Source organism: Ruegeria sp. AM4, from assembly GCF_056540665.1.
Genome location: NZ_JBQFXD010000001.1, coordinates 96,565 through 123,247, shown reverse-complemented (window position 1 = coordinate 123,247; position 26,683 = coordinate 96,565). Strand labels below are relative to the sequence as shown.

The window sequence follows — 26,683 nt, the reverse complement described above, 5'->3', positions numbered from 1 at the left end:
GGTCAACGGCGTCGCGGTGACGGTCGATGTATCGGCGGACGCGCCGCAGGCGGGCGTGCCACCGGTGGACGTGGACGCGAAGGAGGTTTGGCGACCGGCGGTTTCGGCCGGTCCGGTTTGGTCGGACGATCAGGACGATCTGGTCGGTCCGGCCTGTCAGGGCGATCCGGCCGGTCGATATCGATGTCCACATCCACATCGTGGTAATAGTCATTCCACAGCATCGAGTCATAAAACGGGTCATACCCGTAACCGACACCAACTGTGACACCGTCACAACCAGACATGGTAAAAGCAGCGCCACCCAGACCCAGCACCAGCAATGATCGTTTCACAAGCTTCATGGTCATTGCCCTCACCGTATCGCCCGGAATGACTCGAAGACCGCGTTCAGGTCCTCGACATAAGCAGGGTCAGCGCCATCGCGCAGCACCGCAATCGCAACGGCCACACGCCCGCGCGGCAGGTCAATCACTGTGGCGGTAAAGTTCACACCGCGCCCATCGCGCGTACCCGTTCCGCGGTAGACCTGCGCAGGCAGCCCTCCGATCGAACGTCTTTCGCTTGCGCTGACCTCGGCGTCGTTGACCAGAAATTTGTCGACATCCTGCAGGTACCGAATTCCGTCGTCGATGGTCGCCACGCCTTGCGGAGATACAAAGCCCATCCAGACCGTATCGTCGGTTACGGGACGCAGCCCCATCACCCGCGCAACGGCGCGGGGATCGCCCAAACTTGTGTCTTCAATCTCGCGCGGGCCGCCGACCCGCAAGGCCCAGAAATCCGGCACGACAAAGCGGAACAGCGCCTTGCCGGCATCGGTATAGGTGACAGGGGTGTCTGCCCCAGCGGGGGCAATGCTAGCCAACCAGACGGCAGCACAGGTCGCAAGGGCCTTTGGAAATAATACGCGCATATCTCAATAACCTGATGACTTCAGCGCTGTCAGATTGCCCCCTGATGGGCCACTTTGTCCAGCACCGCGTTGGTTTGACATGAAAAAACCCGCGACACGATTGCTCGGGCCGCGGGTTGATTTTCAGCCCAAAGGGCGAGGGTCAGGTGCGGGCGTTGCCCACCAGCTTCCACAGTGCGGGGATCAACAGCGCGGCGAGCGCCAGCTTGATCGCGTCGCCAATCAGGAATGGCGTCAGGCCCCATTCCAGGATCGGTTGGTCCCAACCGTAAAGCTGCCCCAGCCACAGCAGGCCCGGCGCATAGATCACGACGTTTGCCAGAACCAACGCCAACGCCAACTTTCCGACCGAGCGGTCCCAGCCGCGTGCGGCCAGCGCACCTAGAAGAACCATCGCCAGCAGATAGCCGACCAGATACCCTCCGGTGCCGCCCATCATGTAGGTCAGGCCGTATTTCTCGGCCGAGGAGCCTGCAAACACGTCAAAGCCAAGCGCGCCGATCAGCAGATATCCCAGCATGGTCACCAAACCCAGCCGCGCGCCATAGGCGGTGCCAATGGTCAGAACCGCGAAAGTACCCATGGTGATCGGAACCGGCCACATGGGAACCTTTATCTTGGCAGCGACGGCAAGCGCAAGGATACCCAGCGCGACCAGAACCACCTGTTTGACACGCAGCGCCGTTCCTTCGCGCGGGCCGATTGCTTGGGCCAGAACATTCGCATTCATATCGTTTTCTCCGTATTCGGACTTTTTGCATATGCAGCAATGCCTTTTTCGGACCTGTGCCGCAAGATGATTACGCTATCGTAACCTATATTTGGTCTGCATTTCGTATGATTTTCGCGGCCCGGATACCGCCCAGCGCACGGACCAGACCGGCCAGGCCGAAAAATCATATCGCGCATCATAACTGTCGGGGGGGCAATCGTGATGATCCGATGCGTGTGCCACGCCCAGTTTCAACCTGTGGAAATAACGCTCGTCATCAAAATGTATCGCGATGCCGTCTCCGGTTTCGCGCCAAAGATACCGACGCGTTCCTTTCATCGCGGGCTGGCTGGGAATTCGAACCGTGACGTCCTCGTCATAGATCAGACCATTGTCTGCCAGGCGCAAATGGGCCGACCCCTCGGCCTGGACGACCTGCCCTGCCCGGGCATCCTGAATGGTCCTGGTCAGGGTCCACGACCCGGCAAAATCGGCAAGCGTGTTCGGAAGACTCACCGCACAAAGGTCCCGTCGGTGATGCCGCCGTTGTCATCGACAAACCGGATCACCTCCCCGCTGCGCAGCACGTCATAGCAGGCCCACAGGTCGGACGGTGGCCAGACCGAGCAATATCGGTTCTGTCGAACCGCCCAGCGCCCGGCGCTGGGTCGATCTGAGAAGTATTGCGTCGACATCGACGCGTCGAAGGTCTGCGATATGCCCTCGCCATAGTCGAGTTTCTGGCCCACTAGCGCCGCCAGTATCTGATCTCCGGTCAGCGCTTCGAAATTTTCGGCCGCCGCTACAGCAGGCCATAGGGCTAAAATCAGGGCAAACCGTCTCATCCGTGCACTCACGCCTTGTTCCTGCGACGGCACAGGTTTAAACCCCGCGGCATCGCCTCCTGCCAAACCACAATAAGGTGCTGTTGCCAATGATTCCACGCTATTCCCGCCCCGACATGGTCGCGATCTGGTCGCCCGAGACCAAGTTCCGCATCTGGTACGAGATCGAGGCTCATGCCTGCGACGCGATGGCGGATCTGGGCGTGATCCCGCGTGAAAATGCCGAGGCCGTCTGGAAGGCCAAGGACGTGGAATTTGACGTCGCCCGCATTGATGAGATCGAGGCCGTCACCAAACACGACGTCATCGCCTTCCTGACCCATCTGGCCGAACATGTGGGCAGCGAAGAGGCGCGATTTGTACATCAGGGCATGACCAGCTCGGACGTTCTGGATACCTGCTTCAACGTGCAGCTAACCCGCGCCGCCGATATCCTGATCGCGGACCTCGAAGACTTGTTGGCCGCGCTCAAGCGTCGTGCGATCGAGCACAAGAACACCGTCCGCATCGGCCGCAGCCACGGCATCCACGCAGAACCTACGACCATGGGCCTGACCTTTGCCCGGTTCTATGCCGAGATGGACCGCAACCTGTCCCGCATGCGCGATGCCCGTGCCGAAATCGCCACCGGAGCGATCAGCGGCGCGGTTGGCACTTTCGCCAATATCGATCCGGCAGTCGAGGAGCATGTCTGCGACAAGCTGGGCCTGGTGCCCGAGCCGATCAGCACTCAGGTGATCCCACGCGACCGCCACGCCGCGTTCTTTGCAACGCTTGGTGTCGTCGCCAGCAGCATCGAAAACATCGCCATCGAAATCCGCCATATGCAGCGGACCGAGGTGCTGGAGGGGGCCGAGTTCTTCTCGATGGGTCAAAAAGGCTCATCCGCTATGCCGCACAAGAAAAACCCTGTGCTGACTGAAAACCTGACCGGGCTGGCGCGCATGGTCCGGGCGGCAGTGATCCCCGCTATGGAAAACGTGGCGTTGTGGCATGAACGCGATATCTCGCATTCCTCGGTCGAGCGCATGATCGGTCCGGATGCGACAATCACACTGGATTTCGCGCTGGCCCGACTGACGGGCGTGATCGACAAGATGCTGATCTTCCCCGAGAACATGATGGAGAACATGAATAAGTTCCCCGGCCTTGTGATGAGCCAGCGGGTTCTGCTGGCGCTGACCCAAGCGGGTGTCAGCCGCGAAGATGCTTATGCCATGGTTCAGCGAAACGCGCTGAAGGTCTGGGAACACCGCACCGATTTCAAAGAGGAACTGCTGGCCGACGCCGACGTCACGGCCGCGCTGAGCCCCGAAGAGATCGAAGAAAAGTTCGACCTTGGCTATCATACCAAACACGTTGACACGATTTTCACGCGCGTTTTCGGCGAATAACGCCGAAAATACAGGCAATTGCAGCAAGGCTCGGAGGGTTTTCGCCGTCCGGGCCTTCTGTTTTTTGCCTGACCCGTCTAATTGCGCTATGCTGACACTGCATTTTCCGCAAAGGAGAGACGCAATGATCCGCACCCTACTCTGCGCTGTTGCCCTGACAGTGGCCGCGTCGGCTGGTTTGGCATGCACGTCAAAATCGGCGCAAACGCAGTCCTGTGCCGAAGGCACAATCTGGGACAGTGACGCCCAAAGCTGCGTGAAACTGGTCAATAGCTGACGAAAAGTTTTCCTGCTTGTGAATAAAAACAGCCGCCAGGTTGTTAGATTTTCTGTAGACCGCGCTATTGTTCCAGATAGCGTCCAGAAAACGGAGTAGGATTATGCGTCTCGTATTTGTTTCAGCAATTGCACTTCAGGCTTTTGCATTTGCCCCGGCAGCTCTTGCCGCAGGTGGTGACAGCAACCCGCCAAAACCCACCAACACGACCAAGAAATGTTTCTTTGGGCGCGTCTATGACGAGGCCGCCGGAAAATGTGTAAAGCCGAACAAAAGCAATTTCACTGAAGATCAACTTTACGACGCGGTCCGCGAACTGGCCTATGACGGTCAATTTGACAACGCCCAAGGTATCCTGCGTATCATGGATCAGGACGATGACCGTGTTCAGACCTATTGGGGCTTTACCTATCGCAAGATGGGAGAGCTGGAGCTGGCCAATCTGTTCTACGAAAAAGCCATTGCCAGCAATCCCGACAACATTCTGGCCCGCAGCTACATGGGCCAGGGGTTCGTCGCCGAGGGTAAGACGGATCTGGCGATCGAACAGTGGCGCGAAATCAAGGCCCGAGGTGGCGAAGGCACTTGGGCTGAAACCTCCCTGCGTCAGGCGATCCGCACAGGCCTGACCTACAGCTACTGAACTTCAGGGATTCTTTACCTGACTCTCCGTATTCTGCCGGTGACAGAAAACTAAGGTACCACCGGCAGATGCAGGATACACAGGCACTGGTTCAGATGACCCCCGGCGCGCGCGCGCCTGCAAGCGATGCCGGGGACGACCCGGCGCGTGTTGTGCCACGCGCACTCAGCAATCGGGAAAAGGCAGCCGTCATCGTACGGCTGCTTTTGAATGAAGGCGCGGAAATCCCGCTTGAGGAATTGCCCGACCCGCTACAGGAAAAGCTGACCCATCAACTTGGGCGCATGGGGTTGGTCGATCGCGTCACATTGGCCTCGGTGGCCGAAGAATTTGCCGATGCGCTGGACAGCGTTGGCCTGTCATTTCCGCATGGGCTGGCGGGTGCGCTGGATGCGGTGAATGGCAAGATCGCCCCCGCGACCGCCGCCCGCCTGCGCAAAGAGGCGGGTGTACGCCAGATCGGCGATCCGTGGGAGAGGCTGCGCGCAGTCGCGCCCGAAGATCTTGCCGAAATGGCGCAGGCCGAAAGCACCGAAGTGGCGGCCGTTATGCTGTCGAAACTGGACACCGCCAAAGCCGCGCAGTTGTTGGGTCTTCTCCCCGGCCCTACGGCTCGGCGGATCACATATGCGGTGTCGAAGACAGCTAATGTCACGCCCGAGGCGGTCGAACGTATAGGATGGTCTCTGGCCGGTCAGTTGGATCAGCGCCCTGTGCCTGCATTCAACGACGCTCCGGGTGCGCGCATCGGGGCGATCCTGAATCAATCTGCGGCCACCACTCGCGACGGGCTTCTTACCGCGCTGGACGAGGAGGACGCCGATTTTGCAACGGTCGTCCGGCAGTCAATCTTCATTTTCAGCCATATCCCCACGCGCATTCTGCCTCGCGATGTCCCGGCCATTCTGCGCGGCATCGAACAGCCGGTTCTGGTCAGCGCCTTAGCGGGTGCTGCAAGCGAAGCAGACCTCGCAGCGTCCGAATTCGTCCTGTCCAACATGTCGTCCCGGATGGCCGATAATCTGCGCGAGGAAATGTCGGAACGCGGCAAGGTCAAACAGGCCGAGGCCGAAGACGCCATGTCCCAGATCGTCGGCGCCATCAGAACCTTGCTGGACGAAGGGGCAATTACCCTGATCGAACCTGAGGGCGAAGAAGGCTGAAACCTCTACGCGACGAATTGGTAGCCCACGCGAGACGGCAGGTACTTGAGGTCACGCAGACGCGATAGTATGTCTGGCCACTCAGATCACAGCAATCGGTGAACCTTCCATGCCCGCAGCCAAGTCCAAGCTAAATCGATTTGAGCTTGCGAAATATTACACCGCGAATCTGTTCCTGAAAGGGGTTATCGAAGGCATGCTTTTGCTGCCCTACGAGACGCGGATTGCAACCATGGGTAGGATCGTGCGCTGGCTTGCACCATTGGTTGGCTTTCGCACCCGTGTTCGTCGCAACCTGAAACTGACCCGCCCCGATCTGTCAGAGAGCGAGATCAAGCGCATCTGCCGCAACGTCCCCGACAATGCCGGGCGCGCAATCATGGAACATTTCTCGCCCGAAGGCTTTATCGAGAGGCAAAGCAAAGCCAAGATCTCGGGACCAGGCGTCGCGGCCTTTGATGCGGCTGTCGCCGACGGGCAACCGGTCATGATGATCACCGCCCATTTCGGGCACTACCTGGCTGCACGCGTTGCGCTGCAAACCCGCAGCGGCAAGCCGATTGGCTGCCTGTATCGACGCATGGCCAACCCCTATTTCAACGACATGTATGTCGATGCCTTCTACAAAACCGGCTCACCCATGTTCGAACAGGGTCGCCGTGGCATGGTCGAGATGGTTCGCACGTTAAAGAGCGGCGGCATCATAGCCATCGTTTCGGACCTGCATGCAATGGGCGGCGAAGAACTGACCTTTTTCGACAAGCCAGCCGTGACATCGGTTCTGAACGCGGAACTGGCGATCAAATACAAGGCCGTGATGATCCCCTGCTATGCTGTGCGGCAGCCCAACGGGATCGATTTCGAAATCGTTCTGCACGATCCGGTGCCGCATTCCGACCCCAAGACCATGACGCAATTCACCAATGACGATCTTGAGGCGATGGTGCGCGAGCATATGGGCCAATGGTTCTGGATTCACCGGCGCTGGAAAGCGTGGAAGGGTCTGGGTGTTCAGCCCGAAGACATGCCCTGATCACCTGACATTGGTCGCTGCAACAATCGGCCCGTGCCCGACACGCTGCACCAGAACCACCGCGGGCAGATCTTGCGTCAAGGTTGCCGAGAAATTCTGCGACGCACTGCCATCCCATTGACCTGCGATCTGCCAGTTTTCAACGACATTCGCGTAATCCAGTTCATGGCCCGCCAGCTCTCCGCGCCGGATTGAGGCATGTCGCAACGGCGAATACTGCACCACCCGGATGTCATAGACAGCGCCTGCGGGCAAATCGATCGGGGTGACTTCAACCGTGACAGTATCGCCGGACCTGACCGCGTCGACGCTTGCCTCGGGCGCTGCGGTCAGATGGGCGTTGATGATCCGATCCAATTCACCCGCTTGCGCGCCAACCACGTCCTGTTGCCCGTTGATCACCATTTGGGGCGTATAGATCATAGTCCGCCCACCTTCGCGGGCATAGGCCCGCTGACGTTGCGTGTGATCGGGATCGGCATATTCGTCCTTCCAGCCGATATAGTCCCAATAGTCAACATGCAGCGCCAGCCCGATCACATCGTCCCTTTTGGCCAGTTCGTGCATGATCCGATCTGCCGGCGGACAGGACGAACATCCCTGAGAGGTAAACAGCTCGACCACGACCGGATCGCTATCAGCAATCGCGCCAGCGGCGCAGAACAGCGATAAAGTTGTACTCAGCAGGACAGATTTGAACATGGCGTTTGGCCTTGAGTTTGGCGAAGGGCTTAGCTTGTGTAAGACGGAATGCCTTCAACAGCCAATCAAGGATTCTTGAGATCGCATATTTGCGATGCTATATGTATACAATGGTACACCGTACATACCGCAATCCGATTGTTGGACCTTGATCCGCCGCGAAAGGTGATACAGATAACATTCAGCGAATCCCGTGATCTAAGTCATTTCAGAGGGAGGCCATTAGATGCCCATCAAAGTTGGACAGGACACCGCCAAGACCCGCCGCAGCCTGAGCGTGAATGGCAAATCCATTTCCTATTACTCGATCCCCGCCGCGCAGGACGCTGGACTGGGCGATTTCTCAAACCTCCCCGCCGCGTTGAAGGTCATGCTGGAAAACATGCTTCGGTTCGAAGATGACGGATTCTCGGTCTCGGTCGACGACATCAAGGCATTTGGCGAATGGGGTGCCAATGGAGGCAAAAACCCGCGCGAGATCGCCTATCGCCCTGCCCGTGTGCTGATGCAGGATTTTACCGGTGTTCCGGCCGTTGTCGACCTTGCCGCGATGCGCGACGGGATCAAGGGTCTGGGTGGTGACGCACAGAAGATCAACCCGCTGAACCCGGTTGATCTGGTCATCGACCACTCGGTCATGATCGACGAGTTTGGCAACCCGCGCGCGTTCCAGATGAACGTGGATCGCGAGTATGAACGCAACATGGAGCGATACCAGTTCCTGAAATGGGGCCAGAACGCGTTCAACAACTTCCGGGTCGTGCCCCCCGGCACCGGTATTTGCCATCAGGTGAACCTTGAATACTTGGCCCAAACCGTCTGGACCGACACCGATCAGAACGGGGATGAGGTCGCCTATCCCGATACGCTGGTCGGCACCGACAGCCACACCACCATGGTTAACGGCATGGCCGTTCTGGGCTGGGGTGTCGGCGGTATCGAGGCCGAGGCCGCAATGCTGGGTCAGCCGATCTCGATGCTGATCCCCGAGGTTGTGGGTTTTGAGCTGACCGGCGCGATGGTCGAAGGCACCACCGGCACTGACCTTGTCCTGAAAGTCGTTGAAATGCTGCGCGAAAAAGGTGTGGTCGGCAAATTCGTCGAATTCTATGGCGAAGGACTGGATCGTTTGCCTCTGGCAGACCGTGCGACGATTGCCAACATGGCACCCGAATACGGTGCAACCTGCGGCTTCTTCCCGATCGACGGCGAAACCCTGCGCTATATGCGTAACACCGGACGGGACGAGGATCGCATCGCGCTGGTCGAAGCCTATGCCAAAGAGAACGGTTTCTGGCGCGGCGACGACTATGCGCCGATCTACACCGACACGCTTAGCCTTGATATGGGTACCATCGTCCCAGCAATTTCAGGTCCGAAACGCCCACAGGACTATGTTGCGCTGACCGATGCCAAGGCCGCTTTCAACAAAGAGATGGCCGAGACCTTCAAGCGCCCGATGGGCAAACAGGTCGAGGTCAAAGGCGAAGAATACGGCATGGAATCGGGCAAGGTTGTGATCGCTTCGATCACGTCCTGCACCAACACGTCGAACCCCTATGTCATGATTGGCGCGGGTCTGGTGGCGCGCAAAGCAGCCGCCTTGGGCCTGAACCGCAAACCGTGGGTCAAGACCTCGTTGGCTCCGGGATCGCAGGTCGTCTCGGCCTATCTTGAGGCCGCCGGATTGCAGGATGATCTGGACGCCATCGGCTTTAACCTTGTTGGATATGGCTGCACCACCTGTATCGGTAACTCTGGCCCGATCCAGAAAGAGATTTCCGAGGCGATTGCCGAAGGTGATCTGGTCGCCACCTCGGTCCTGTCCGGCAACCGTAACTTCGAAGGCCGGATCAGCCCGGATGTGCGCGCCAACTATCTGGCCTCACCGCCGCTGGTCGTCGTGTATGCGTTGGCCGGGACGCTGGATATTGACCTGACCTCGGAACCCATCGGACAGGACAAGGATGGCAATGATGTCTTCATGAAAGACATCTGGCCGGACCAAAAGGAAATCGCCGATTTGGTTCAGCAAACCGTCACGCGTGAGGCGTTCCAATCGAAATATGCCGATGTCTTCAAGGGTGACGAAAAGTGGCAGGCGGTCGAAGTTCCGCAGCAGGAAACCTATGACTGGCCGCCCACATCGACCTACATCCAGAACCCGCCCTATTTCCAGGGTATGGGGCCTGAGCCGGGCACGATCTCGAACATCGAAGGCGCCAAAGTTCTGGCAATTCTGGGTGATATGGTCACGACCGACCACATCTCACCCGCTGGGTCTTTTGCGACCACCACGCCTGCGGGCAAGTATCTGACGGAGCGTCAGGTGCAACCGCGCGAGTTCAACTCGTACGGTTCACGCCGCGGCAACCACGAGGTCATGATGCGTGGCACATTCGCCAATATCCGCATCAAGAACGAGATGCTGGACGGTGTGGAAGGCGGCTATACCAAGGGGCCGGACGGGGAGCAGACCTCGATCTATGACGCGTCGATGGCCTATCAGGAACAGGGCGTTCCGCTGGTCGTCTTTGGCGGCGAACAATACGGGGCAGGCTCTTCCCGTGACTGGGCCGCCAAGGGCACCGCATTGCTGGGCGTCAAAGCCGTGATCGCAGAAAGCTTCGAACGTATCCACCGCTCGAATCTGGTTGGAATGGGCGTCATACCGTTCGAATTCACCGGTGGCGATTCGCGCAAAACACTGGGACTGAAAGGGGATGAGACCGTTTCGATCCACGGATTGGATTCGGTTGAACCTCTGCAAGAGGTGCCTTGCTTGATCACCTATGGCGACGGAACCGAAAAGACGATCACATTGAAATGCCGGATCGATACCGCGCCCGAGATCGAATACATCGAGAACGGTGGCGTGCTGCAGTACGTGCTGCGGAACCTCGCCAAGGCTTCATAAGCCAACGGCGAATATATCCTCCTCAAAACCCCGGCCAATCGCCGGGGTTTTTTGATTTCTGGCCATTCATTCCAAAATCTGAAACTGTTCAGGTAAGGTCGGCAAGCGGAAGACAATCGCCATGAAAAAGCCCAACGCCCTGCTCGTTTGCTCGCTCAGCGTGATCGCGGTGATCGGGCTTTGGGGTGTGATCGACATTCAGAGCCTGGTGAACTGGGCCAACGGCATAGTCCAACAAACCTTTCGCAGCCGGGGCTGGTTCGTGATGCTCGCCGCCTCGGGCATGTTGATCGGCTGCCTTGTTCTGGCGTTTTCACCCTATGGCACAATTCGCCTTGGCCGAGACGATGAAGAGCCGGAATTTTCCACCATCACATGGATTTCCATGTTGTTTTCAGCTGGTATGGGTGTCGGATTGTTGTTTTGGGCGGTGGCCGAGCCGTTGACCCACTTCAGCTTTATCTCGGGCATGGCACCGGATTTCATCGCTGCACAGCAGGCCATGTTGGCCACGAATTTTCACTGGGGCCTGCACGCTTGGGCGATCTATGGCTCAACCGCTCTGACGATCGCCTATTTCAGCTTTCGGCGCGGGACGGGCATGATGGTCAGCGCACCGATCAAAAGCCTGTTTCCCGGCGAACGCTGGGCTGAATGGGTTGGATGGCTGTCCGATTTCATGGCCATTGTTGCAATTGCCATCGGTGTTGGCGGCTCGATGGCGATGGGCGTATTTCAGGTGGCTGATGGCATCGCGGTTTTGGGCGGCCGCGACACCGTCGGGGCACTTTTGATCGGGATCGTTTTCATTGCGATGGTCGCAGCATATATTCCCGCGCTTCTGATCGATCTGGGTCAGGGCATGGCGCGCCTGTCCAACGCCGCGATGCTGATCGCCGTTGGACTTGTGGCCTATACCGTGATCCTTGGCCCAACCGAGTACCTGTTGAACACGGTCGTTCAGGGGTTTGGGGATTACATTACCAATGTCATCCCGCGCGGGTTTCAGACCTTCACATTCTTCGGCGATGATGTCGCCAGATGGTTCAGCGACTGGACGCTTACCTATATGGTCTGGTGGATCGCCTGGGGGCCCTTCGTGGGCGTTTTTGTCGCCCGCATCTCTCGTGGACGCACAATCCGCGAGTTCGTGATTGGCGTCTTGTTCGCACCCACACTGTTTTCGGTTCTTTGGTTTGGCGCGTTCGGCGGTATCGGACTGTTCGAAACCCTCAACGGTGCCGGTGACCTGCTGACCCTGACGCAGACAAACATCGAACGGGTCACCTTTGCCCTGCTCGAACGGCTGCCTCTGACCTTGATTACGACGCTTGCAACCGTGCTGGCGGCGTTCCTGTTCATCGTGACCAGTGTTGTCAGTGCGGCCTTCGTTCTGGGGACGTTTTCTTCCGAAGGGGACGAAAATCCTGCCCCCCGTATTCGACTGATCTGGGGCGCGCTTTTGGGGCTGTTAAGTGTCGCGATGATCTTATCGGGCTCGGTCGATTCGGTGAAAATTCTAATCTCGCTCGGCGCGCTACCCTTTGTGTTCATCTCGGTGCTGCTGATGGTCTGCCTGATCCGCGGATTGCGAGAGGAAGGAAAAAGCGATGCTGATCGGTGATCTGACGGATACATTGATGAACCTGGTGACCTTTGCATTTATCGCCGCCATGATCTGGATTCTGGTGCGCAGATAGGCGCTTGGTCGCCGGCACCTTGGCTTGCTGGCGCGAAAATTGGCATTGAACCCGGCAGGAATTGCGCCTCTTGTGTGGTCCATGGACAAAGTTGCACTCATAACCGGAGGCGCGCGCGGGATTGGCCGGGCGATAGTGGAAAACCTGCGGCGTGATCACCGGGTCGCCTTTACCTGGCTCACCTCGAAACCGGATTCCTCACTGGCCGAGGGTGGTACCCTGCCCCTTCAATCTGATCTGACCGAACCGGATCAGCCCAAGATAATTGTTCAGCAGATCCTTGAAAGGTTCGGGCGGCTGGATGTGATCGTGAATAACGCCGGGCTGGTGCGATCCACACCGAAAGAGCAATTTGAGCCCCAAGATCACCGCGCCATTCTGGACCTCAACCTGATTGCGCCAATGGCTTTGCTAACTGCCGCCCTGCCGCATTTGAAACCCGGCGCATCCATCGTCAACATCTCGTCGATGAACGCTACTTTGCCCCCGCGCGACGCGGCCACCTATGGGGCCAGCAAAGCGGCCCTGAACCTATGGACCAGGGCGATGGCCAAAGAACTGGGGCCGCGAGGCATCCGCGTGAATGCCATCGCCCCCGGTGCGATCAATATTCCCGAAGCGCCACGCCCAGACGATTTGACGGCGCTGTTTGTCAAAGATACCGCACTTGGCCGTGCCGGTCGGCCAGAGGACATAGCAAAGGTCGTGCGGTTTCTGGCGTCCGAAGATTCGGGCTTTGTGACCGGTGAAATTCTGGGCGTGACCGGCGGGTACCGGCTGTAGCACCGCTCAGTCGGAGCCAGCAGCCTTTTCCAGCGCGGGGCGGATCGTGCTTTCGATCACGCGTTGAGTGATCGGACCGGCAAAGCGCAGGACGATCGTGCCTTCTCCGTCGATCACATAGGTCTCGGGCACGCCATAAAGGCCCCAGTCCAGCGCCATACGGCCCTGTTCATCGCGCCCGATTGCCTCGTAGGGATCGCCCAGTTCGGTCAGAAACGCCTGTGCGTTGCCTAGCTGGTCTTTGTAATTGATGCCGTAAACCGGGATACCTTCGTCCGACAGCGCCTCGAGATTGGGATGTTCTGCCCGGCACGGCGCACACCAGCTGGCCCAGTAGTTGACCAGCTTTACCTTGCCATCGCGCAGGGTCGCGTCATCGAACATCGTTTTGCCGGGAAATTCGGTCAGGACCACTGGCGGGGCCGGCTGGCCCTCACGCGCCGAAGGCAGGGCGTCGGGATCATCGCGAAACATCCCGATCCCGGCCAGTACGGCAAAGGCCGCAAAGATCAGCGGCGGCGCGATCATCAGGGGTGAAACCTTAGCCATCGCGGCGTAACCTTTGTTCAATCGTTTCCATCTCGGCCCGCACCTTGCGCCCGCGCAGCACACTGATCACCACAAGGGCAACAAGCAAAGCCAGCGACGCGCCATAGGCAGACAGGACCGTATCGGCATATTTGCCCAGATCGGGGATCATCCGCCTATCCTTTCCCGTGCCAGCAAGGTCTTGATCCGGCGTGCCCGGATTTCTGTTCCGGTGCGGTACAGCACCAGCGCTATGAACAATAACACAAAGCCCACGATGCACAGCAACAACGGGTAGAAAAAGACATTACTTACCTTTTCTTCGGTGTCGGTTCCGGTCACCGCCCCGGCGCGCATCACCGATGCGCCCTGATGCAACCCCTGGTTCCAAAAGTTCACCGCATAGCGGCTGAGGAACGCAAAGACCGAGCCGACCAGACACAGGACCGAGGTCAGGTCGGCGGCCGTGTCCGGGTCTTCGATCGCTTCCCACAGGGCGACATAGCCCAGATAGAACAGGAACAGGATCAGAAACGACGTAAGGCGCGGATCCCAGGCCCACCAGGTGCCCCACATGGGTTGCCCCCAAATCGCCCCGGTCGCCAATGCAATCAGCGTCATAACGATGCCGATCGGTGCTGCCGCACGGGCGGCCAGCGCGCTGACATGGTGCCGCCGCACCAACCAGACCAACGAGGTCGCCAGCATCATGATCCAGCAATTGATCGCCATCAATGCGGCGGGCACATGCAAATAGATGATCTTGACGGTCGAGCCCTGTTTGTAGTCATCGGGTGTCAGGAAGAAGCCCCAGATCAGCCCTATTAATAGGCACAGCCCCGCCGAGATCCAGAAAAACGGCAGTACACGCTCGCTGGTTGCAAGAAACTTGCGCGGATTGGCGTATTCCCAGAGGGCGTTGGCTTTGGCGGCGATCGACATGGGCCTTATCTAGTCCGACTTTGCATTGTTCTCAATTGACCTCGGTCAAACATAGGACACCTTACCGCAGATTGATGCGCAACACTGCGGCACTTGCAAAGGGCAGCAGTGCAATGGTTGCGGCGGTGATCCCGGCGAGCAGCAGCAGAGGGGTCTGCACCTCCATCCCTGTCGCACCGCGCCGGGCGACCTCGGCCCCGAAGATAAGCGTTGGCACATAAAGCGGCAAAACCAGCAGTGATAGCAACAGCCCACCGCGTTTCAAGCCCACTGTCAGGGCGGCGCCGAAGGTTCCGATCACACTCATGGCGGGGGTACCTATCAGCAGCGAGATGACAAGCCAGGAAAATCCCGGCACCGGCAGGTTCAGCAGCACACCAAGGAAAGGCGCTGCCAGAACCAGCGGCAGGCCGGTTGTCAGCCAATGGGCCAGCGCCTTGATCGTGACCACGGATTCAAGCGGCAGGGGCGCGGTGGCCAGCAGGTCCAGCGAGCCGTCTTCCCAATCCAGCGCCAATAGACGATCCAGCGACAACAGACAGGCCAGCAAAGCGCCAAGCCACAGGATGCCGGGCGCGATGGTGGACAGAAGCGCGGATTGGGGGCCGACGGAAAAAGGCACCAGAACCGTCACGATCAGGAAGAACGCCAAGCCGAGGCCAAAGCCGCCCCCGGTTCTGAACGCCAGTTTGAGATCTCGCATCAACAGGGCGATCACAGGAAACCTCCGTCATCGTCGTCGATGGGGATGGGCTTGGCCCTATAGGGGCCGACGTCCAGAATGTCACCTTCAAGGCCCAGGTCAATATGTGTCGCGATCAGCGCCGCGCCGCCCTGCCCCAAATGCGTGCGAACCGCGTCAGCAAACATCTGTACCGCATTACGATCAAGCGACACTGTGGGTTCGTCCAACATCCAGATCGGCCGCCCTGTTACCAGCATCCGAGCCAGTCCCAAGCGGCGCTTTTGCCCGGCCGAAAGGTTGCCCGCCTGCCGGTCAGCCAGATCGTTCAGGTCAAACGCCTCCAACGCAGGCCCAATGCTGTTGGTGCCAAACACTTTGGACCAAAAGGTCAGGTTTTCGGTCACGGTCAACGTCGGTTTCAGCCCATCCGAATGTGCGGCGTAGGCGATCCGGTCTTCCGCCCCTTCGATCCGTCCCGACAAGGGCGGCTGCAGACCTGCCAGCGTTCGCAGCAGTGTGGTCTTGCCGATGCCGTTGGGTCCGCGCAGGATCAGCGCCTCACCCGGACGTAGGGCAAAGCTTAGCCCCTCCAGCACGGGCAGCCCCCCTCGGGCGATGGCAAGATCGGTCACGCTCAGTGTCATGATGTCCCGCTTATCCCAATGCGCCCACGGGCAAAAGGTGGGATTTGCCGCAGGGCGTTCAAGTGAGTGTCTGCGAGGGATCTGGCCGTGCGCTAGACGGGTGTCAGCGCCAGCGCGATGCGGCGGCCTTCGGCTAGCAGAATGTTGTAGGTTCGGCAGGCTGCGGGCGAGTTCATTATTTCCACCCCAAGCCCAGCGCCTTCGAGCGTGCGGCGCAGCTCTGCGGGAATATGCGCCATCTCGGCACCGGTGCCGATCAGCAGCACGTCGGTGGTCTCAGACAGGGCCAGCAGCGGCGCGGTGTCGTTATAACCACCCCAAAGCGACGTACCTGCGGCGCTGGTCAGAACAGGCCCCTCAAAAACCTCTCCGCCAATGCGAAAAAAGCCGGGGCCGTAGCCGTCGACGGGGGTTGCGTTGGTATAGGTGACTTCGTTGAGGCGCATGGGCGTTTCTAGCCCCAAAGCGGCAGGCCGGACAAGGCTGCAAGCACGATGGCCACGTAAGACACGCCTCGATAGACACGTTCTTTCGCTGGATCGAACAGCCAGCCCCCCAGCCAGTTACCCACTAGATTCGGGATCGCCAAAATCAACCCAACGGCAGCCGCCGCCCATGAAAGTTGGCCCATGAGGCCAAGGTAGCCGAGGATCAGGAAATCAAAGGCAAACAGGAACAACAGGATTGTCGCACGGATAACCGCCACGGGAACCGGACGCGCCATATAGAACAGGATCACCGCAGGCCCCGGTATGCCTGCGATTCCACCGAGAAACCCGGCGATACCGCCAATAAAGGTCACCATGCCGCGCGTAACCGTGCCGTGATAGCGCAGGCCAAGGATCAAAATGGCCACCATGGACAGCGCAATCAGGCTGACGGCATAGCGGAATACCTCGGGTGGGACCTGCGTCAACAGCCACAGGCCGACAGGCAGAACAAGGGCGCAACCGAACACCAGCCGGGCCAGGTCGGGCTTGCTGACCTCTTGCCAGGCGCGGCGCAGGTTGGGAAGCGGTCCAAAGACATCCATGAGCGTCAGCGCAATCAATGCGCCGAACGGTGCCAGGAACTGTCCGGCGATTGGCAAAAAGATCAACGCCGTGCCAAAACCTGAAAAACCGCGCACCATCCCGCCGACAAAGGCGGCCAGAGCAAGGATGGTCAGCCCCAATGGGGACTGACCGGCGATATCAGGCATCGATATTGGCGAACTGGTTGCCTGCGGTGTTCGACGGCTTGGACCAGTCGCGCTTTACGCCAAGCCACAGCAGGATGGTCGAAGCAACGAAGACCGAAGAATATGTCCCGACGATCACACCCCAGATCATCGCGAAAACGAAGCCTCTGATGACGTCTCCACCCAGCACGTAGAGCGAGATCAGTGCCAGCAGCGTGGTGACCGAGGTCATCACCGTCCGGCTGAGCGTTTCGTTGATCGAGATGTTCAGAACCTCTTTCAGTTCCTTCTTCTTGTACTTCCGCAGGTTCTCACGCACGCGGTCGAAGACAACGACAGTGTCGTTCAGCGAATAGCCCACGATGGTTAGCAGGGCGGCGATGATGGCCAGATCGAACCGGATTTGCAGTTCCGAGAAGATACCAATGGTCAGGATCACGTCATGCACCAATGCGGCCACCGCGCCCAGCGCGAACTGCCATTCAAAGCGTAGCCAGATGTAGACGAGCACCGCACCGATCGCCAGCGCCACCGCGATCACGGCGGTCTGGATCAGTTCGCCCGAGACCTTGGGGCCGACGGATTCGACGGACACGAACTCGATGTCCGGCACCACAGTCTGCAACGCCGCCTCCACCGCAGTGACTGTTGCGGCAGAAACCGCCTCTGCATCCGCCTGCGCCTGAATACGGATCATCGCCACATTTTCGTCTTCGCCAAAGGTCGGATCGAAAATCTCAGTAATAGTGACATCGCCCAGTTCAAGGGGTGCAATCGCATCCCGATATGCGCCCACGTCGATCTCTTGCGTGCTCTGGGTGCGGATCGTGGTACCGCCGCGGAAATCGATGCCGAAGTTCAGGCCTTGCAGCATGAAGGACCCAAAGGCGAGGACCATCATAAGGCCCGAGATTCCCAGCCAGACTTTCCAGCGGCTGAAGAAATCGAACGAGGTGTTCTGGGGGACAAGTTTCAGTCTCATGTCAAACCTCGATCATTTTCGGACGGCGGCGTTCGAACCACAGGACAATCATCAGGCGCGTCACAAAGATCGCGGTGAAGACCGAGGTCAGAATACCAAGACCCAGAGTGATGGCGAACCCCCGCACGGGGCCACTGCCCATGGCAAACAGGATCGTTGCGGTAATGAAAGTGGTGACGTTGGCGTCCAGAATGGCCGACAGCGCCTTTTCGTAACCTAGTTCGATGGCACGGGCCGGACCTTTGGCGGATTTGAGTTCTTCGCGGATACGCTCGAAAATCAGCACGTTGGCGTCGACCGCCATACCAACCGTCAGCACGATCCCCGCGATGCCCGGCAGGGTCAGTGTCGCACCGATCAGCGAAAGCAAGCCAAACAGCAGGCCCACGTTGATGATCAGCGCAATGTTGGCGAAGACCCCAAACAACCCATAGCTGAGCGCCATGAAGACCAGTACCGCAACAAAGGCCACGATGGTGGCGACTTTTCCTGCGTCGATACTGTCCTGCCCCAGTTCGGGGCCAATGGTGCGTTCTTCAAGGAACTCAAGCCCGGCAGGCAAGGCACCTGCACGCAACAGGACGGCCAGATTGGTGCTTTCCTCGACGGTGAAGTTGCCGGTGATGATGCCGGACCCACCCGGAATGTGGCTTTGGATTACCGGGGCCGAGATGACCTCGTCATCCAGAACGATGGCAAAAGGCGCACCTATGTTTTCCAGCGTGTAGTCACCGAATTTTCGCGCGCCCGAAGTGTTGAACCGGAAGCTGACCGCCGGGCGGCCATTCTGGTCGAACGAAGGTTGAGCGTCCACAAGCTCTTCACCTGTCACAACGGGGGCCGCATCGATGATGTAATAGATCCCCTCATCATCCAGCGACGGAACAACTTTCTGCCCGGGCCGCACCGAGACGTCAGGGTCCGTTCCCCGTGGCCCCACAACCGCGTTGAACGTCAGCTGCGCTGTGGTGCCGATGATTTCTTTCAACTCACCTGCGCTGCCGATGCCTGGGACCTGGATCAGAATACGATCTGCACCCTGACGCTGAATCGTGGGCTCTCGTGTTCCGACTTCATCAATCCGGCGGCGGATAATTTCCAGCGCCTGGCGGACGGTACGGTCGTCGGTGGCCAGCTTTTCCGCTTCGGTCAGGTTCACGATGATCGTGTCGCCCTCGGCGCGGGCTTCAATATCAGTGGCTCCTACCCCGGTCAGCGTCTGCACCTGACGCGCCAGTCCACGGACAACTTCCAGTGCGCGGGCCATGCCTTCGGGTTGGCTGATGCGAACGCGAATCTCATCCGGGGCCGAGTCCTGTTTGCGGATCGTGCCGACAGTTGCGCGTTCATCCCGCAGGGCGTCGCGGATTTCGGGCCACATCGCCTCCATCCGGGATTCATAGACATCCTGAACCTGCACCTCGGCCAGCAGATGTGCGCCGCCGCGCAGATCAAGGCCAAGATTGACCAGTGACGACGGCAGAAAACTTGGCCATTCCGCCGCCTGTGCCTGCATCTCGGGCGTGTCGATGCCAAGCTCGATGGCCGCCTTAGCGTCATTCGATTGCTCGACTCTAGTATAGAACGCATTCGGCAGGGCAAGGATCAGACCGATCACACAGACCGACCAGATCAGAACCCGCTTCCAGGTATCAATTTGCAGCATTACCCTGCCTTTTCAAGGAATTGTCGCGCGAAGTTACTTCGCCGGTTCGGTCTTGTTCAGCACCTGAGCAATGGTGGCCTGTACCACACGAACCTTGACGCCTTCGGCAATCTCAACCTCAAGCTCGCCATCATCCTTGACCTTCGCGACCTTGCCGATCAACCCGCCTTGGGTGACAACCTGATCGCCCCGGCGCAGCGACTCGACCATGGCCTTGTGTTCCTTCATCTTCTTCTGCTGCGGACGGATCAGCAGAAAGTACATGATGCCGAAAATCAGGATCAGCGGGAGAAACTGGGCGATTGCGCCACCTTCCATGGGATATTCCTTTGTTCTGTTGATACGGAGCGCTGTCCGCAAAGTTGGCGGGAACCTATGCCTTGCACCCGGCGTTTGCAAGCAGTGGCCGCGCCTGAATACCCTAGGGTGGGTCAATGCGAGGCGCAGATTGCCCCGACCGTTGCAGATATGTCCTAGGCAGGTGGGCTGACTGGGATATAGTCAGGGGATCGGAGGACGTATGGCTTCACTTTTCAACCCCTTGCGATTGCTGGCGCATTTGCTGTTTGCCGCCACGATCTTGCTGGCCGCACCAGTGCCTGGTTGGGCCCAGGACACCGCCCCCGAGGAAACCGCGGTCGAGGATGCGGAATCAGATGTCTTTAAGGCCCCGGTCATCGTCGATGGCGACATCCTGTTCAGGCTGCGCGGCTCGAGCGCGCTGCCCGCGCCCGAGCGCGCGGAACGTGTTCAGAATATGATTGTCGAGATTGCCGAAGCCTCGGATTCCACCGAGGTCGAAATAACCTTTGAAGAGACCGAATTCGGCATCCGCATCCTTGCGGATGGTCAAATCGTCTCGATCGTCACCGAAGCGGATTCTGAGCTCGATCAGATGGAAGTCAGCGTTCTGAGCTTGCTGCATGGTGACGCGATCCGGGAATCCATCCTGTCCTATCGCGCCAACCGCACGGAAGAGGCCATTGTTTCGGGCGCAATCGAAGCGGCCGCCTGGACCATAGGGTTCGTTGTTTTCGTCTTGGCGATCCTGTGGCTGCACCGCCGGATCAGGCGGCGGACTTTGCGGTTCGTACAGCGTTACCTGAAGGGCATGGAAACGGCCACCGCCAAGCACGTGCAGGCCGAAGCCATGGCCGCGCTGATACGGTACGGTCTGAATTTTGTTCTGCTCGTCATCTTCTTTCTGGGCTTTTACTACTATCTGTCCTTCGTTCTGCTGGCCTTTGCCGAGACGCGGTATTTCGCGCAACTGCTGCTGACCTACCTGACCGAGCCGGTCCTGCTGATCTTCAAAGGGATCATCAGCTATTTCCCCAACCTGATCATGCTGGCGCTGATCACCTGGGTAACCATGTATGTTATCAAGGGGATGCGCGTCTTTTTCGAAGCGGTCGAGGCCGGGACGTTTGAGCTGGGCGATTTTGAGAAACACTGGGTCAACCCGACGTTCAACATTGCGCGTGTCGTCGTCATCCTGATCGCGCTTGTCTTTGCGGTCCCTTACATCCCGGGCTCGGATTCAGCAGCGTTCCAAGGGCTGACCATTCTGGTGGGCGCGATGCTGTCGCTGGGCGCCAATTCGGTCGTGTCGAACATGCTGGCCGGGCTTTTTGTGATCTATCGCCGTTCGACCTCAATCGGGGATCGCATTCAGATTGGGGATCACATCGGCGACGTCGTGCAGATCAAGCTGATGGAGACGCATCTGAAATCGATCAAGAACGAGTTGATCTCGATCCCCAACGCGCAGTTGATGAATTCTGACGTCGTCAATTTCTCGAAGAAAACCGATGGCAGCGGGCTGTTACTGCACACGACGGTCGGTATCGGCTATGAAGAGCCCCCGGAAAAGGTCGAAGCGATGCTGATTGAAGCCGCAAACCGGACCAAGGGGATCAAGGCCAAGCCCGAGCCCTTTGTTCTATGGACCGCATTGGCGGACTATGCGATCAACTATCAGATCAATGGCTTCACCACGCGCGGCAGTATCATCCCGAAGATTCGATCGGACCTGCATCGCAACATTGTCGCCGTATTCAACGAGAACAACGTCCAGATCATGACGCCATCGTATATGGCCGATCCGCCCGAGCCGAAAATCCCGGCAGAAGAGTGGGATGGCCATCTGGCGCATGAAATCCACGAGGATGCGGATAAGTCGTAACCTGCTCTACACCCTGCCTTTCAGATGATGCATAAGCGGTTTCAGTGATTCACGCTTTCAAGGATCTGAGACATGCACGACATCCGCGCCATTCGCGAAAACCCTGCCGCCTTCGACGCCGCCCTTGCGCGCCGCGGGGACGCGCCGGTGTCGTCAGACCTGCTGCGGCTGGACGAAAGTCGCAGGGCCAAGATTCTGGCCGCCGAAACTGCGCAAGCCGAACAGAACAAGGCCAGCAAAGAGGTTGGTGCTGCCAAAGGCCGAGGGGATGAGGCAGAGTTCGAACGTCTACGCGCACTGGTGGCCGAGAAAAAGGCCGAAATCGCCCGCATGCAGACCGAGGCCAAGGATCTTGATGCGCTGCTGACCGATCAATTGGCCCGCATCGCCAACTTGCCTGCCGACGACGTGCCGCAAGGCGCAGATGAAAACGACAATGTCGAGGTCAACCGCTGGGGCAGCCCGCGCAACTTCGACTTTGCGCCGAAAGAGCATTACGAAATTCCTGCCGTAGCTGCGGCGATGGATTTCGAAACTGCGGCCAAGACCAGCGGCAGCCGGTTTGTGAACCTGTCCAAAGGGGTTGCCCGCATCCACCGCGCGCTGGCACAGTTCATGCTGGACACGCATATCGACAAGAACGAGCTGACCGAGATGCAGACCCCCGTTCTGGTGCGGGATGAGGCGATGTACGGCACCGACAAGCTGCCGAAATTCGGCGAAGACAGCTATCAGACCACAAATGGCTGGTGGCTGATCCCGACCTCTGAGGTCACACTGACCTATTCGGTTGCGGGCGACATTCTGGACGAATCCGCCTTGCCCATCCGCATGACCGCTCATACTGCCTGTTTCCGATCCGAAGCAGGCAGTGCCGGTAAGGACACTGCCGGAATGCTGCGCCAGCACCAGTTCGAAAAGGTCGAGATGGTCTCGGTCACGCATCCGGACAAATCGGATGACGAACAAAAGCGTATGCTGCGCTGTGCCGAGGACTTGTTGGAACAGATGGGCATCCCCTATCGCACCGTCGTTCTGTGCACCGGGGACATGGGGTTCGGCGCTCGCCGCACCTATGACATCGAGGCATGGTTGCCCGGCCAGAACGCCTATCGCGAGATCAGTTCGGTTTCGACCACCGGCGCGTTTCAAGCGCGGCGCATGAACGCGCGGTTCCGACCCGAAGGCGGCGGCAAGCCGGAATACGTGCATACCCTGAATGGATCGGGTCTTGCTGTTGGGCGGTGCCTGATTGCTGTACTTGAGAACGGCCAGAACGCCGATGGCACGGTCACCCTGCCCGATGTTCTCGCGCCATATCTGGGCGGCAAGCTGACTTTGAAAGCCGACGGTACACTGGCATAAAAAGGGCGCCCCCGGGGGCGCCGAACTTTTGAAACGGGCGGGGAAGGGTTACTTCTTCGCCTTTTTCTTTCCCTTTTTCTTGTCGGATTTCTTTTCCGACTTCTTGTCTTTTTTCTTATCCGACTTTTTTTTGTCGTCCTTCTTGGACTTTTTACCCTTCTTGGACTTTTCCTTCACCTTGTCCTTGGCGCTTTTGAAAACAGCCTCCATTTCGGACTTCTTCTTGGCAGCTTTCTCGGCCTTGGCCTTTGCTTTGGCCTTCTTCTTGGCCTTTGCTTCGGCTTCGGCCTGTTCGGCTGCAGCGCGCTTTTCGGCCGCTTTGCGATCGGCCTCGGCCTTTTTGGCGGCAGCGCGCTTTTCGACCGCTTTGCGCTCGGCTTCGGCCTTTTTGGCGGCAGCAGTGGCAAGGGCGGCGGGAGTCCGGGCAGCCGGTTTGCGGGTCGCAGGTTTGCGGGTTGCGGGCTTTCTGGCTGCGGCACGGCGCGCAGGAGCTTTGGCGGCCGGTTTGGCACTTGCGGCCTGCTTGGCAGCGGCAATCAGGATCGGAGCGCGCGCGGCCCCGATACGCGGGACCTTGACCAGATCTGCGGGTTTGGCTTTGGCCAGATCCTCGGCGGTTTTGATGCCAATCGCGCTCAGCGCCTGTGCCAGCGCAGGTCCTACGCCACGCACTTCGGTAACTGCGGTCATTTCGGGTCCTTTCGTTGTCTCCCCAATCTTTGTATATACACAGCATATACGCCCAGACAAGAGCGATACTGTGCCCGTGTTTCAGAACTAGCCGCTTTGGGCGAGTTGTGTAGACCCGTGCTTGGGAAAGGGTACCAGACGATTGGTATCCTCGTCCCAAAGCTTCAGGGTCAGCGCCGCAACCGCCTCGGGGAATTTGATCCGGCGGGGCGTGTATTCGGGTGGCAGGTTATAGTGGCACGCCCGCAACCGGTAAGACGGAATCCGGGCGTTGAAATGATGGATGTCGTGCAGCGTAATGCAGGCAACCGCGTTGTCGAACCACCAGCCGAAATCCAGTGCCGATGACCCCTGCAAAGCCGCCAGTTGCGGGTCCAGATCCGGGCGTCGATCCCAATAGGTGTCCTCGAAGTTATGTTGAAGATAGACCAGAAAAACACCCAGCATTCCGCCCAGCAGTGAAAACACCAGCCAGACCAGAATGCCCGTCATACCAGCGATCCAGAACAGAAGGCCAAGGAATATAACGATCGACAGGTTGTGCAACACGACACCCTTCACCCCGAAACGCGCCGTATTCTTGGGCCAGCGGTAGCGGATGAAATAGGTGAACAGCGCCCCCACCGGCACCAGGATAAAGGGGTTGCGATAGAGGCGGTAGAAAAGACGCGACTTCCAATCTGCCTCGTTCCATTCCCGAACGGTCATGGTGTGGATTTCACCTGTTTCGCGATGGTCGAGATTGCCGATCCCCGCGTGATGCAGATTGTGGTTCTGCTTCATCACTTCGAACGGAGCAAAGGTAAAGGGTGACAGGCCGTGCCCGGCCCATTCATTCTGCTGGCGGGTTTCAAACAGCGAATGATGGCCGCAATCGTGCTGAAGCACGTAGAGCCGCACGGCTGAGAACGCAAAGATGATGCCCGCCGGCACCATCACGTACCATTTGTCGACATAGACAATCGCCAGCGTCAGCGACGCGAAATACACCGCAAAAGTCCCAAAATAGCTGAGCGCAGCCAGCCGGTTGTCCTGAACGGCATATTGCCGCGTATATTCCCTCAAATCCATCAAGCCCGCTCCCCACGATGGCCCTGTAGAAAGTCGATAAAAGCTAAAGCGGAAAATCCGCGTGGCAGCGCGCGCGAAAACAAATGCACGCAAGCGAATGCTAGCGTGCCGTTCGGGGCCTGTCACGCCCCGCAAGCAAAAATGCATAAAATTGGCGCAGTTACGCCCGGCCCTTGAGATGTTTGGCCAGCGCACCTGCGTTCTTTTTGCGCCGACCCTTGTAAGGGTTCTTGTCGCCCTGCCCGCGCAAAGTCAGACGGATCGGGGTACCCGGCATGTCGAAATCCTCGCGCAGACCATTGACCAGATAGCGCGAATAGCTGTCGGGAATCTTGTCGGGATGCGAGCACATCACGACAAAGCCCGGTGGCCGTGTCTTGGCCTGGGTCATGTAGCGCAGCTTGATCCGGCGGCCCTGCGGGGCTGGCGGCGGGTGCTGTTCCAGCATCGCCGTCAGCCAGCGGTTCAGCGCGGCGGTTGGGACGCGACGGTTCCACACGTCATGAGCGCGCAGGATGGCGGCGCGCAATCGTTCCAGCCCACGCCCGGTTTTGGCAGATACGGTGATCAACGGCGCGCCGCGCAACTGCGGCAGCAGACGTTCGAACGACTCTTTGAGGTCGCGCAGCTTTTCCTGCTTGTCCTCTTCGATGTCCCATTTGTTGACTGCGACGACGACGGCGCGACCTTCACGCTCGGCCAGATCGGCAATGCGCAGGTCCTGTTGTTCAAACGGGATCGCGGCATCCAGCAACACCACAACGACCTCGGCGAACTTGACCGCGCGCAATCCATCCGAGACAGAAAGCTTTTCAAGCTTCTCCTGCACTTTGGCCTTTTTGCGCATGCCGGCGGTGTCGAAAATCCGCATCGGCGTGCTGCCGCCATCGGGGTCGGCCCAGTCGATACGCAGGCTAATCGCGTCACGAGTGATTCCGGCCTCGGGGCCGGTCAGCAGGCGGTCTTCACCAATGATCTTGTTGATGAGCGTGGACTTGCCCGCGTTCGGGCGCCCCACAACGGCAACTTGTAACGGCTTGCTGTCCGAGATCAGCGGTGCTTCGCCCTCTCCGTCTTCGTCCAGCTCGATATCCGTTTTGGGCGCGTCGTCCTCGGCCTTTTCTTCCGCCGCATCCGCCAGAGGCATCAATTGCGCGTACAGATCGGTCATCCCTTCGCCATGCTCGCCCGACAGGCGCACGGGTTCGCCCAGACCCAGATTATAGGCCTCGAGCACGCCCGCATCAGCGGCATTGCCTTCGGCCTTGTTGGCTGCAAGGATCACATGTTTTGACCGTTTTCGCAGGATCTCGGCGAACATCTCATCGGTGGGCGTCAACCCAACGCGTGCGTCGATCATGAACAGGCACACATCGGCCATGTCCACCGCGCGCTCGGTCAGGCGGCGCATGCGGCCTTGCAGGCTGTCGTCGGTCGCATCCTCAAGACCCGCCGTATCAATCACCGTAAAACGCAGATCGCCCAGACGCCCCTCGCCTTCACGCAAGTCGCGCGTCACGCCGGGCTGGTCGTCGACCAGAGCCAGACGTTTGCCCACAAGGCGGTTGAACAGGGTGGATTTGCCCACATTCGGGCGCCCCACGATGGCGAGGGTCAGAGACATGGATTCAACTTTCAAGACTCAAGATGCGCCCTTTAG

Annotated in this window: 29 protein-coding genes; 10 read left to right on the top strand and 19 right to left on the bottom strand. The window is 58.9% G+C overall.

The window, feature by feature from the left end; genetic code table 11:
• Nucleotides 1-2: 2 nt before the first annotated feature.
• From ACR0JA_RS00600 to ACR0JA_RS00580, 5 genes are all read right to left on the bottom strand, one after another.
• Entirely contained in the window at nt 3-350 is a 348-nt protein-coding gene (locus ACR0JA_RS00600; protein ID WP_480568486.1) for a hypothetical protein, read from the bottom strand.
• 5 nt (nt 351-355) lie between these two features.
• On the bottom strand, nt 356-916 hold the full coding sequence (locus ACR0JA_RS00595; RefSeq protein ID WP_480568482.1) for a hypothetical protein: 561 nt from the start codon (nt 914-916) through the stop codon (nt 356-358).
• A 142-nt stretch (nt 917-1,058) separates the two neighbouring features.
• A complete protein-coding gene (locus tag ACR0JA_RS00590; protein ID WP_480568479.1) occupies nt 1,059-1,646 on the bottom strand; it encodes a biotin transporter BioY in 588 nt (195 codons plus the stop codon).
• Between the two features lie 75 nt (nt 1,647-1,721).
• The gene (locus ACR0JA_RS00585; protein WP_480568476.1) at nt 1,722-2,144 is read right to left on the bottom strand and encodes a DUF6314 family protein; all 423 of its coding nucleotides are present in this window, start codon (nt 2,142-2,144) and stop codon (nt 1,722-1,724) included.
• Nucleotides 2,141-2,473, bottom strand: coding sequence for a hypothetical protein (locus ACR0JA_RS00580; protein ID WP_480568473.1), 333 nt, complete (start codon nt 2,471-2,473; stop codon nt 2,141-2,143). The genes ACR0JA_RS00585 and ACR0JA_RS00580 overlap by 4 nt, the downstream gene beginning before the upstream one ends.
• 89 nt (nt 2,474-2,562) lie before the next feature.
• On the opposite strand from ACR0JA_RS00580, the gene purB reads away from it, so the two are divergent.
• From purB to ACR0JA_RS00555, 5 genes are all read left to right on the top strand, one after another.
• Nucleotides 2,563-3,867 carry an adenylosuccinate lyase gene (purB, locus tag ACR0JA_RS00575; protein ID WP_480568470.1) on the top strand — a complete coding sequence of 435 codons (1,305 nt, stop codon included), beginning with the start codon at nt 2,563-2,565 and terminating at the stop codon, nt 3,865-3,867.
• A 124-nt stretch (nt 3,868-3,991) separates the two neighbouring features.
• Nucleotides 3,992-4,144 carry a chitin-binding domain-containing protein gene (locus ACR0JA_RS00570; protein WP_480568468.1) on the top strand — a complete coding sequence of 51 codons (153 nt, stop codon included), beginning with the start codon at nt 3,992-3,994 and terminating at the stop codon, nt 4,142-4,144.
• Between the two features lie 103 nt (nt 4,145-4,247).
• Nucleotides 4,248-4,787: a tetratricopeptide repeat protein gene (locus tag ACR0JA_RS00565; RefSeq protein WP_480568465.1), complete on the top strand. Its 540-nt coding sequence runs from the start codon at nt 4,248-4,250 to the stop codon at nt 4,785-4,787.
• A 68-nt stretch (nt 4,788-4,855) separates the two neighbouring features.
• Nucleotides 4,856-5,950, top strand: a complete 1,095-nt coding sequence (locus ACR0JA_RS00560) for a flagellar motor switch protein FliG (RefSeq protein ID WP_480568462.1) — start codon at nt 4,856-4,858, stop codon at nt 5,948-5,950.
• Nucleotides 5,951-6,059: 109 nt separating this feature from the next.
• On the top strand, nt 6,060-6,983 hold the full coding sequence (locus tag ACR0JA_RS00555) for a lysophospholipid acyltransferase family protein (protein WP_480568459.1): 924 nt from the start codon (nt 6,060-6,062) through the stop codon (nt 6,981-6,983).
• Here ACR0JA_RS00555 and ACR0JA_RS00550 read toward each other — a convergent pair whose 3' ends face one another.
• Nucleotides 6,984-7,685 carry a DUF1223 domain-containing protein gene (locus ACR0JA_RS00550; RefSeq protein ID WP_480568456.1) on the bottom strand — a complete coding sequence of 234 codons (702 nt, stop codon included), beginning with the start codon at nt 7,683-7,685 and terminating at the stop codon, nt 6,984-6,986. It abuts the gene before it with no gap.
• 226 nt (nt 7,686-7,911) lie between these two features.
• Between ACR0JA_RS00550 and acnA the strand changes: the two genes are divergently transcribed.
• The 3 genes from acnA to ACR0JA_RS00535 all read left to right on the top strand — a co-directional run bounded on the left by acnA (nt 7,912) and on the right by ACR0JA_RS00535 (nt 13,085).
• Nucleotides 7,912-10,602, top strand: a complete 2,691-nt coding sequence (gene acnA / locus ACR0JA_RS00545) for an aconitate hydratase AcnA (protein WP_480568454.1) — start codon at nt 7,912-7,914, stop codon at nt 10,600-10,602.
• A 121-nt stretch (nt 10,603-10,723) separates the two neighbouring features.
• Nucleotides 10,724-12,226: a BCCT family transporter gene (locus tag ACR0JA_RS00540; protein ID WP_480568451.1), complete on the top strand. Its 1,503-nt coding sequence runs from the start codon at nt 10,724-10,726 to the stop codon at nt 12,224-12,226.
• Nucleotides 12,227-12,383: 157 nt separating this feature from the next.
• Nucleotides 12,384-13,085 carry an SDR family NAD(P)-dependent oxidoreductase gene (locus ACR0JA_RS00535; protein WP_480568448.1) on the top strand — a complete coding sequence of 234 codons (702 nt, stop codon included), beginning with the start codon at nt 12,384-12,386 and terminating at the stop codon, nt 13,083-13,085.
• Between the two features lie 6 nt (nt 13,086-13,091).
• On the opposite strand, the gene ACR0JA_RS00530 is transcribed toward ACR0JA_RS00535, so the two are convergent.
• From ACR0JA_RS00530 to yajC, 10 genes are all read right to left on the bottom strand, one after another.
• Nucleotides 13,092-13,634 carry a DsbE family thiol:disulfide interchange protein gene (locus tag ACR0JA_RS00530; protein WP_480568445.1) on the bottom strand — a complete coding sequence of 181 codons (543 nt, stop codon included), beginning with the start codon at nt 13,632-13,634 and terminating at the stop codon, nt 13,092-13,094.
• Nucleotides 13,627-13,785, bottom strand: a complete 159-nt coding sequence (gene ccmD, locus ACR0JA_RS00525; RefSeq protein ID WP_480568442.1) for a heme exporter protein CcmD — start codon at nt 13,783-13,785, stop codon at nt 13,627-13,629. The genes ACR0JA_RS00530 and ccmD overlap by 8 nt, the downstream gene beginning before the upstream one ends.
• Nucleotides 13,782-14,555 (bottom strand): heme ABC transporter permease, encoded by a 774-nt coding sequence (locus ACR0JA_RS00520; RefSeq protein WP_480568439.1) that lies wholly within the window; start codon nt 14,553-14,555, stop codon nt 13,782-13,784. Before ACR0JA_RS00520 ends, ccmD begins: the two co-directional genes overlap by 4 nt.
• Nucleotides 14,556-14,616: 61 nt before the next feature.
• Nucleotides 14,617-15,273 carry a heme exporter protein CcmB gene (gene ccmB, locus ACR0JA_RS00515; RefSeq protein WP_480568436.1) on the bottom strand — a complete coding sequence of 219 codons (657 nt, stop codon included), beginning with the start codon at nt 15,271-15,273 and terminating at the stop codon, nt 14,617-14,619.
• A complete protein-coding gene (gene ccmA, locus ACR0JA_RS00510) occupies nt 15,270-15,884 on the bottom strand; it encodes a heme ABC exporter ATP-binding protein CcmA (RefSeq protein ID WP_480568433.1) in 615 nt (204 codons plus the stop codon). The genes ccmB and ccmA overlap by 4 nt, the downstream gene beginning before the upstream one ends.
• 92 nt (nt 15,885-15,976) lie before the next feature.
• Nucleotides 15,977-16,330: an Mth938-like domain-containing protein gene (locus ACR0JA_RS00505; protein WP_480568431.1), complete on the bottom strand. Its 354-nt coding sequence runs from the start codon at nt 16,328-16,330 to the stop codon at nt 15,977-15,979.
• An 8-nt stretch (nt 16,331-16,338) separates the two neighbouring features.
• Nucleotides 16,339-17,085, bottom strand: a complete 747-nt coding sequence (locus ACR0JA_RS00500) for a TSUP family transporter (protein WP_480568428.1) — start codon at nt 17,083-17,085, stop codon at nt 16,339-16,341.
• A complete protein-coding gene (gene secF, locus ACR0JA_RS00495; RefSeq protein ID WP_480568425.1) occupies nt 17,078-18,046 on the bottom strand; it encodes a protein translocase subunit SecF in 969 nt (322 codons plus the stop codon). Before secF ends, ACR0JA_RS00500 begins: the two co-directional genes overlap by 8 nt.
• 1 nt (nt 18,047) lies before the next feature.
• Nucleotides 18,048-19,712: a protein translocase subunit SecD gene (gene secD / locus ACR0JA_RS00490; RefSeq protein WP_480568422.1), complete on the bottom strand. Its 1,665-nt coding sequence runs from the start codon at nt 19,710-19,712 to the stop codon at nt 18,048-18,050.
• 33 nt (nt 19,713-19,745) lie between these two features.
• Nucleotides 19,746-20,030 carry a preprotein translocase subunit YajC gene (gene yajC, locus ACR0JA_RS00485; protein WP_480568419.1) on the bottom strand — a complete coding sequence of 95 codons (285 nt, stop codon included), beginning with the start codon at nt 20,028-20,030 and terminating at the stop codon, nt 19,746-19,748.
• Between the two features lie 202 nt (nt 20,031-20,232).
• Here yajC and ACR0JA_RS00480 point away from each other — a divergent pair, with 202 nt between their 5' ends.
• Both ACR0JA_RS00480 and serS read left to right on the top strand, forming a co-directional pair.
• Nucleotides 20,233-21,897: a mechanosensitive ion channel family protein gene (locus ACR0JA_RS00480; protein ID WP_480568416.1), complete on the top strand. Its 1,665-nt coding sequence runs from the start codon at nt 20,233-20,235 to the stop codon at nt 21,895-21,897.
• A gap of 72 nt (nt 21,898-21,969) precedes the next feature.
• Entirely contained in the window at nt 21,970-23,262 is a 1,293-nt protein-coding gene (gene serS / locus ACR0JA_RS00475; protein ID WP_480568413.1) for a serine--tRNA ligase, read from the top strand.
• Between the two features lie 48 nt (nt 23,263-23,310).
• Here the strand turns inward: serS and ACR0JA_RS00470 are convergent, their stop codons facing one another.
• From ACR0JA_RS00470 to der, 3 genes are all read right to left on the bottom strand, one after another.
• Nucleotides 23,311-23,952 (bottom strand): helix-hairpin-helix domain-containing protein, encoded by a 642-nt coding sequence (locus ACR0JA_RS00470; protein ID WP_480568410.1) that lies wholly within the window; start codon nt 23,950-23,952, stop codon nt 23,311-23,313.
• 87 nt (nt 23,953-24,039) lie between these two features.
• Nucleotides 24,040-25,023, bottom strand: a complete 984-nt coding sequence (locus tag ACR0JA_RS00465) for a fatty acid desaturase (RefSeq protein WP_480568407.1) — start codon at nt 25,021-25,023, stop codon at nt 24,040-24,042.
• 160 nt (nt 25,024-25,183) lie between these two features.
• Entirely contained in the window at nt 25,184-26,647 is a 1,464-nt protein-coding gene (der, locus tag ACR0JA_RS00460) for a ribosome biogenesis GTPase Der (RefSeq protein WP_480568405.1), read from the bottom strand.
• Nucleotides 26,648-26,683: the final 36 nt, after the last annotated feature.

Excerpts from the sequence above, each read along its gene's own strand:
- ccmD (WP_480568442.1), bottom strand. The coding sequence starts at position 13,785 with ATGATCCCCGATCTGGGCAAATATGCCGATACGGTCCTGTCTGCCTAT.
- serS (WP_480568413.1), top strand. The coding sequence starts at position 21,970 with ATGCACGACATCCGCGCCATTCGCGAAAACCCTGCCGCCTTCGACGCC.
- acnA (WP_480568454.1), top strand. The coding sequence starts at position 7,912 with ATGCCCATCAAAGTTGGACAGGACACCGCCAAGACCCGCCGCAGCCTG.
- ACR0JA_RS00550 (WP_480568456.1), bottom strand. The coding sequence starts at position 7,685 with ATGTTCAAATCTGTCCTGCTGAGTACAACTTTATCGCTGTTCTGCGCC.
- ACR0JA_RS00520 (WP_480568439.1), bottom strand. The coding sequence starts at position 14,555 with ATGTCGATCGCCGCCAAAGCCAACGCCCTCTGGGAATACGCCAATCCG.
- ACR0JA_RS00580 (WP_480568473.1), bottom strand. The coding sequence starts at position 2,473 with ATGAGACGGTTTGCCCTGATTTTAGCCCTATGGCCTGCTGTAGCGGCG.
- ACR0JA_RS00505 (WP_480568431.1), bottom strand. The coding sequence starts at position 16,330 with ATGCGCCTCAACGAAGTCACCTATACCAACGCAACCCCCGTCGACGGC.
- ACR0JA_RS00530 (WP_480568445.1), bottom strand. The coding sequence starts at position 13,634 with ATGGCTAAGGTTTCACCCCTGATGATCGCGCCGCCGCTGATCTTTGCG.
- ACR0JA_RS00560 (WP_480568462.1), top strand. The coding sequence starts at position 4,856 with ATGCAGGATACACAGGCACTGGTTCAGATGACCCCCGGCGCGCGCGCG.
- yajC (WP_480568419.1), bottom strand. The coding sequence starts at position 20,030 with ATGGAAGGTGGCGCAATCGCCCAGTTTCTCCCGCTGATCCTGATTTTC.
- ccmA (WP_480568433.1), bottom strand. The coding sequence starts at position 15,884 with ATGACACTGAGCGTGACCGATCTTGCCATCGCCCGAGGGGGGCTGCCC.
- der (WP_480568405.1), bottom strand. The coding sequence starts at position 26,647 with ATGTCTCTGACCCTCGCCATCGTGGGGCGCCCGAATGTGGGCAAATCC.
- ACR0JA_RS00535 (WP_480568448.1), top strand. The coding sequence starts at position 12,384 with ATGGACAAAGTTGCACTCATAACCGGAGGCGCGCGCGGGATTGGCCGG.
- ACR0JA_RS00570 (WP_480568468.1), top strand. The coding sequence starts at position 3,992 with ATGATCCGCACCCTACTCTGCGCTGTTGCCCTGACAGTGGCCGCGTCG.
- ACR0JA_RS00590 (WP_480568479.1), bottom strand. The coding sequence starts at position 1,646 with ATGAATGCGAATGTTCTGGCCCAAGCAATCGGCCCGCGCGAAGGAACG.
- ACR0JA_RS00555 (WP_480568459.1), top strand. The coding sequence starts at position 6,060 with ATGCCCGCAGCCAAGTCCAAGCTAAATCGATTTGAGCTTGCGAAATAT.
- secD (WP_480568422.1), bottom strand. The coding sequence starts at position 19,712 with ATGCTGCAAATTGATACCTGGAAGCGGGTTCTGATCTGGTCGGTCTGT.
- ACR0JA_RS00470 (WP_480568410.1), bottom strand. The coding sequence starts at position 23,952 with ATGACCGCAGTTACCGAAGTGCGTGGCGTAGGACCTGCGCTGGCACAG.
- purB (WP_480568470.1), top strand. The coding sequence starts at position 2,563 with ATGATTCCACGCTATTCCCGCCCCGACATGGTCGCGATCTGGTCGCCC.
- ACR0JA_RS00600 (WP_480568486.1), bottom strand. The coding sequence starts at position 350 with ATGACCATGAAGCTTGTGAAACGATCATTGCTGGTGCTGGGTCTGGGT.
- ACR0JA_RS00465 (WP_480568407.1), bottom strand. The coding sequence starts at position 25,023 with ATGGATTTGAGGGAATATACGCGGCAATATGCCGTTCAGGACAACCGG.
- secF (WP_480568425.1), bottom strand. The coding sequence starts at position 18,046 with ATGAGACTGAAACTTGTCCCCCAGAACACCTCGTTCGATTTCTTCAGC.
- ACR0JA_RS00595 (WP_480568482.1), bottom strand. The coding sequence starts at position 916 with ATGCGCGTATTATTTCCAAAGGCCCTTGCGACCTGTGCTGCCGTCTGG.
- ACR0JA_RS00480 (WP_480568416.1), top strand. The coding sequence starts at position 20,233 with ATGGCTTCACTTTTCAACCCCTTGCGATTGCTGGCGCATTTGCTGTTT.
- ACR0JA_RS00540 (WP_480568451.1), top strand. The coding sequence starts at position 10,724 with ATGAAAAAGCCCAACGCCCTGCTCGTTTGCTCGCTCAGCGTGATCGCG.
- ACR0JA_RS00565 (WP_480568465.1), top strand. The coding sequence starts at position 4,248 with ATGCGTCTCGTATTTGTTTCAGCAATTGCACTTCAGGCTTTTGCATTT.
- ACR0JA_RS00500 (WP_480568428.1), bottom strand. The coding sequence starts at position 17,085 with ATGCCTGATATCGCCGGTCAGTCCCCATTGGGGCTGACCATCCTTGCT.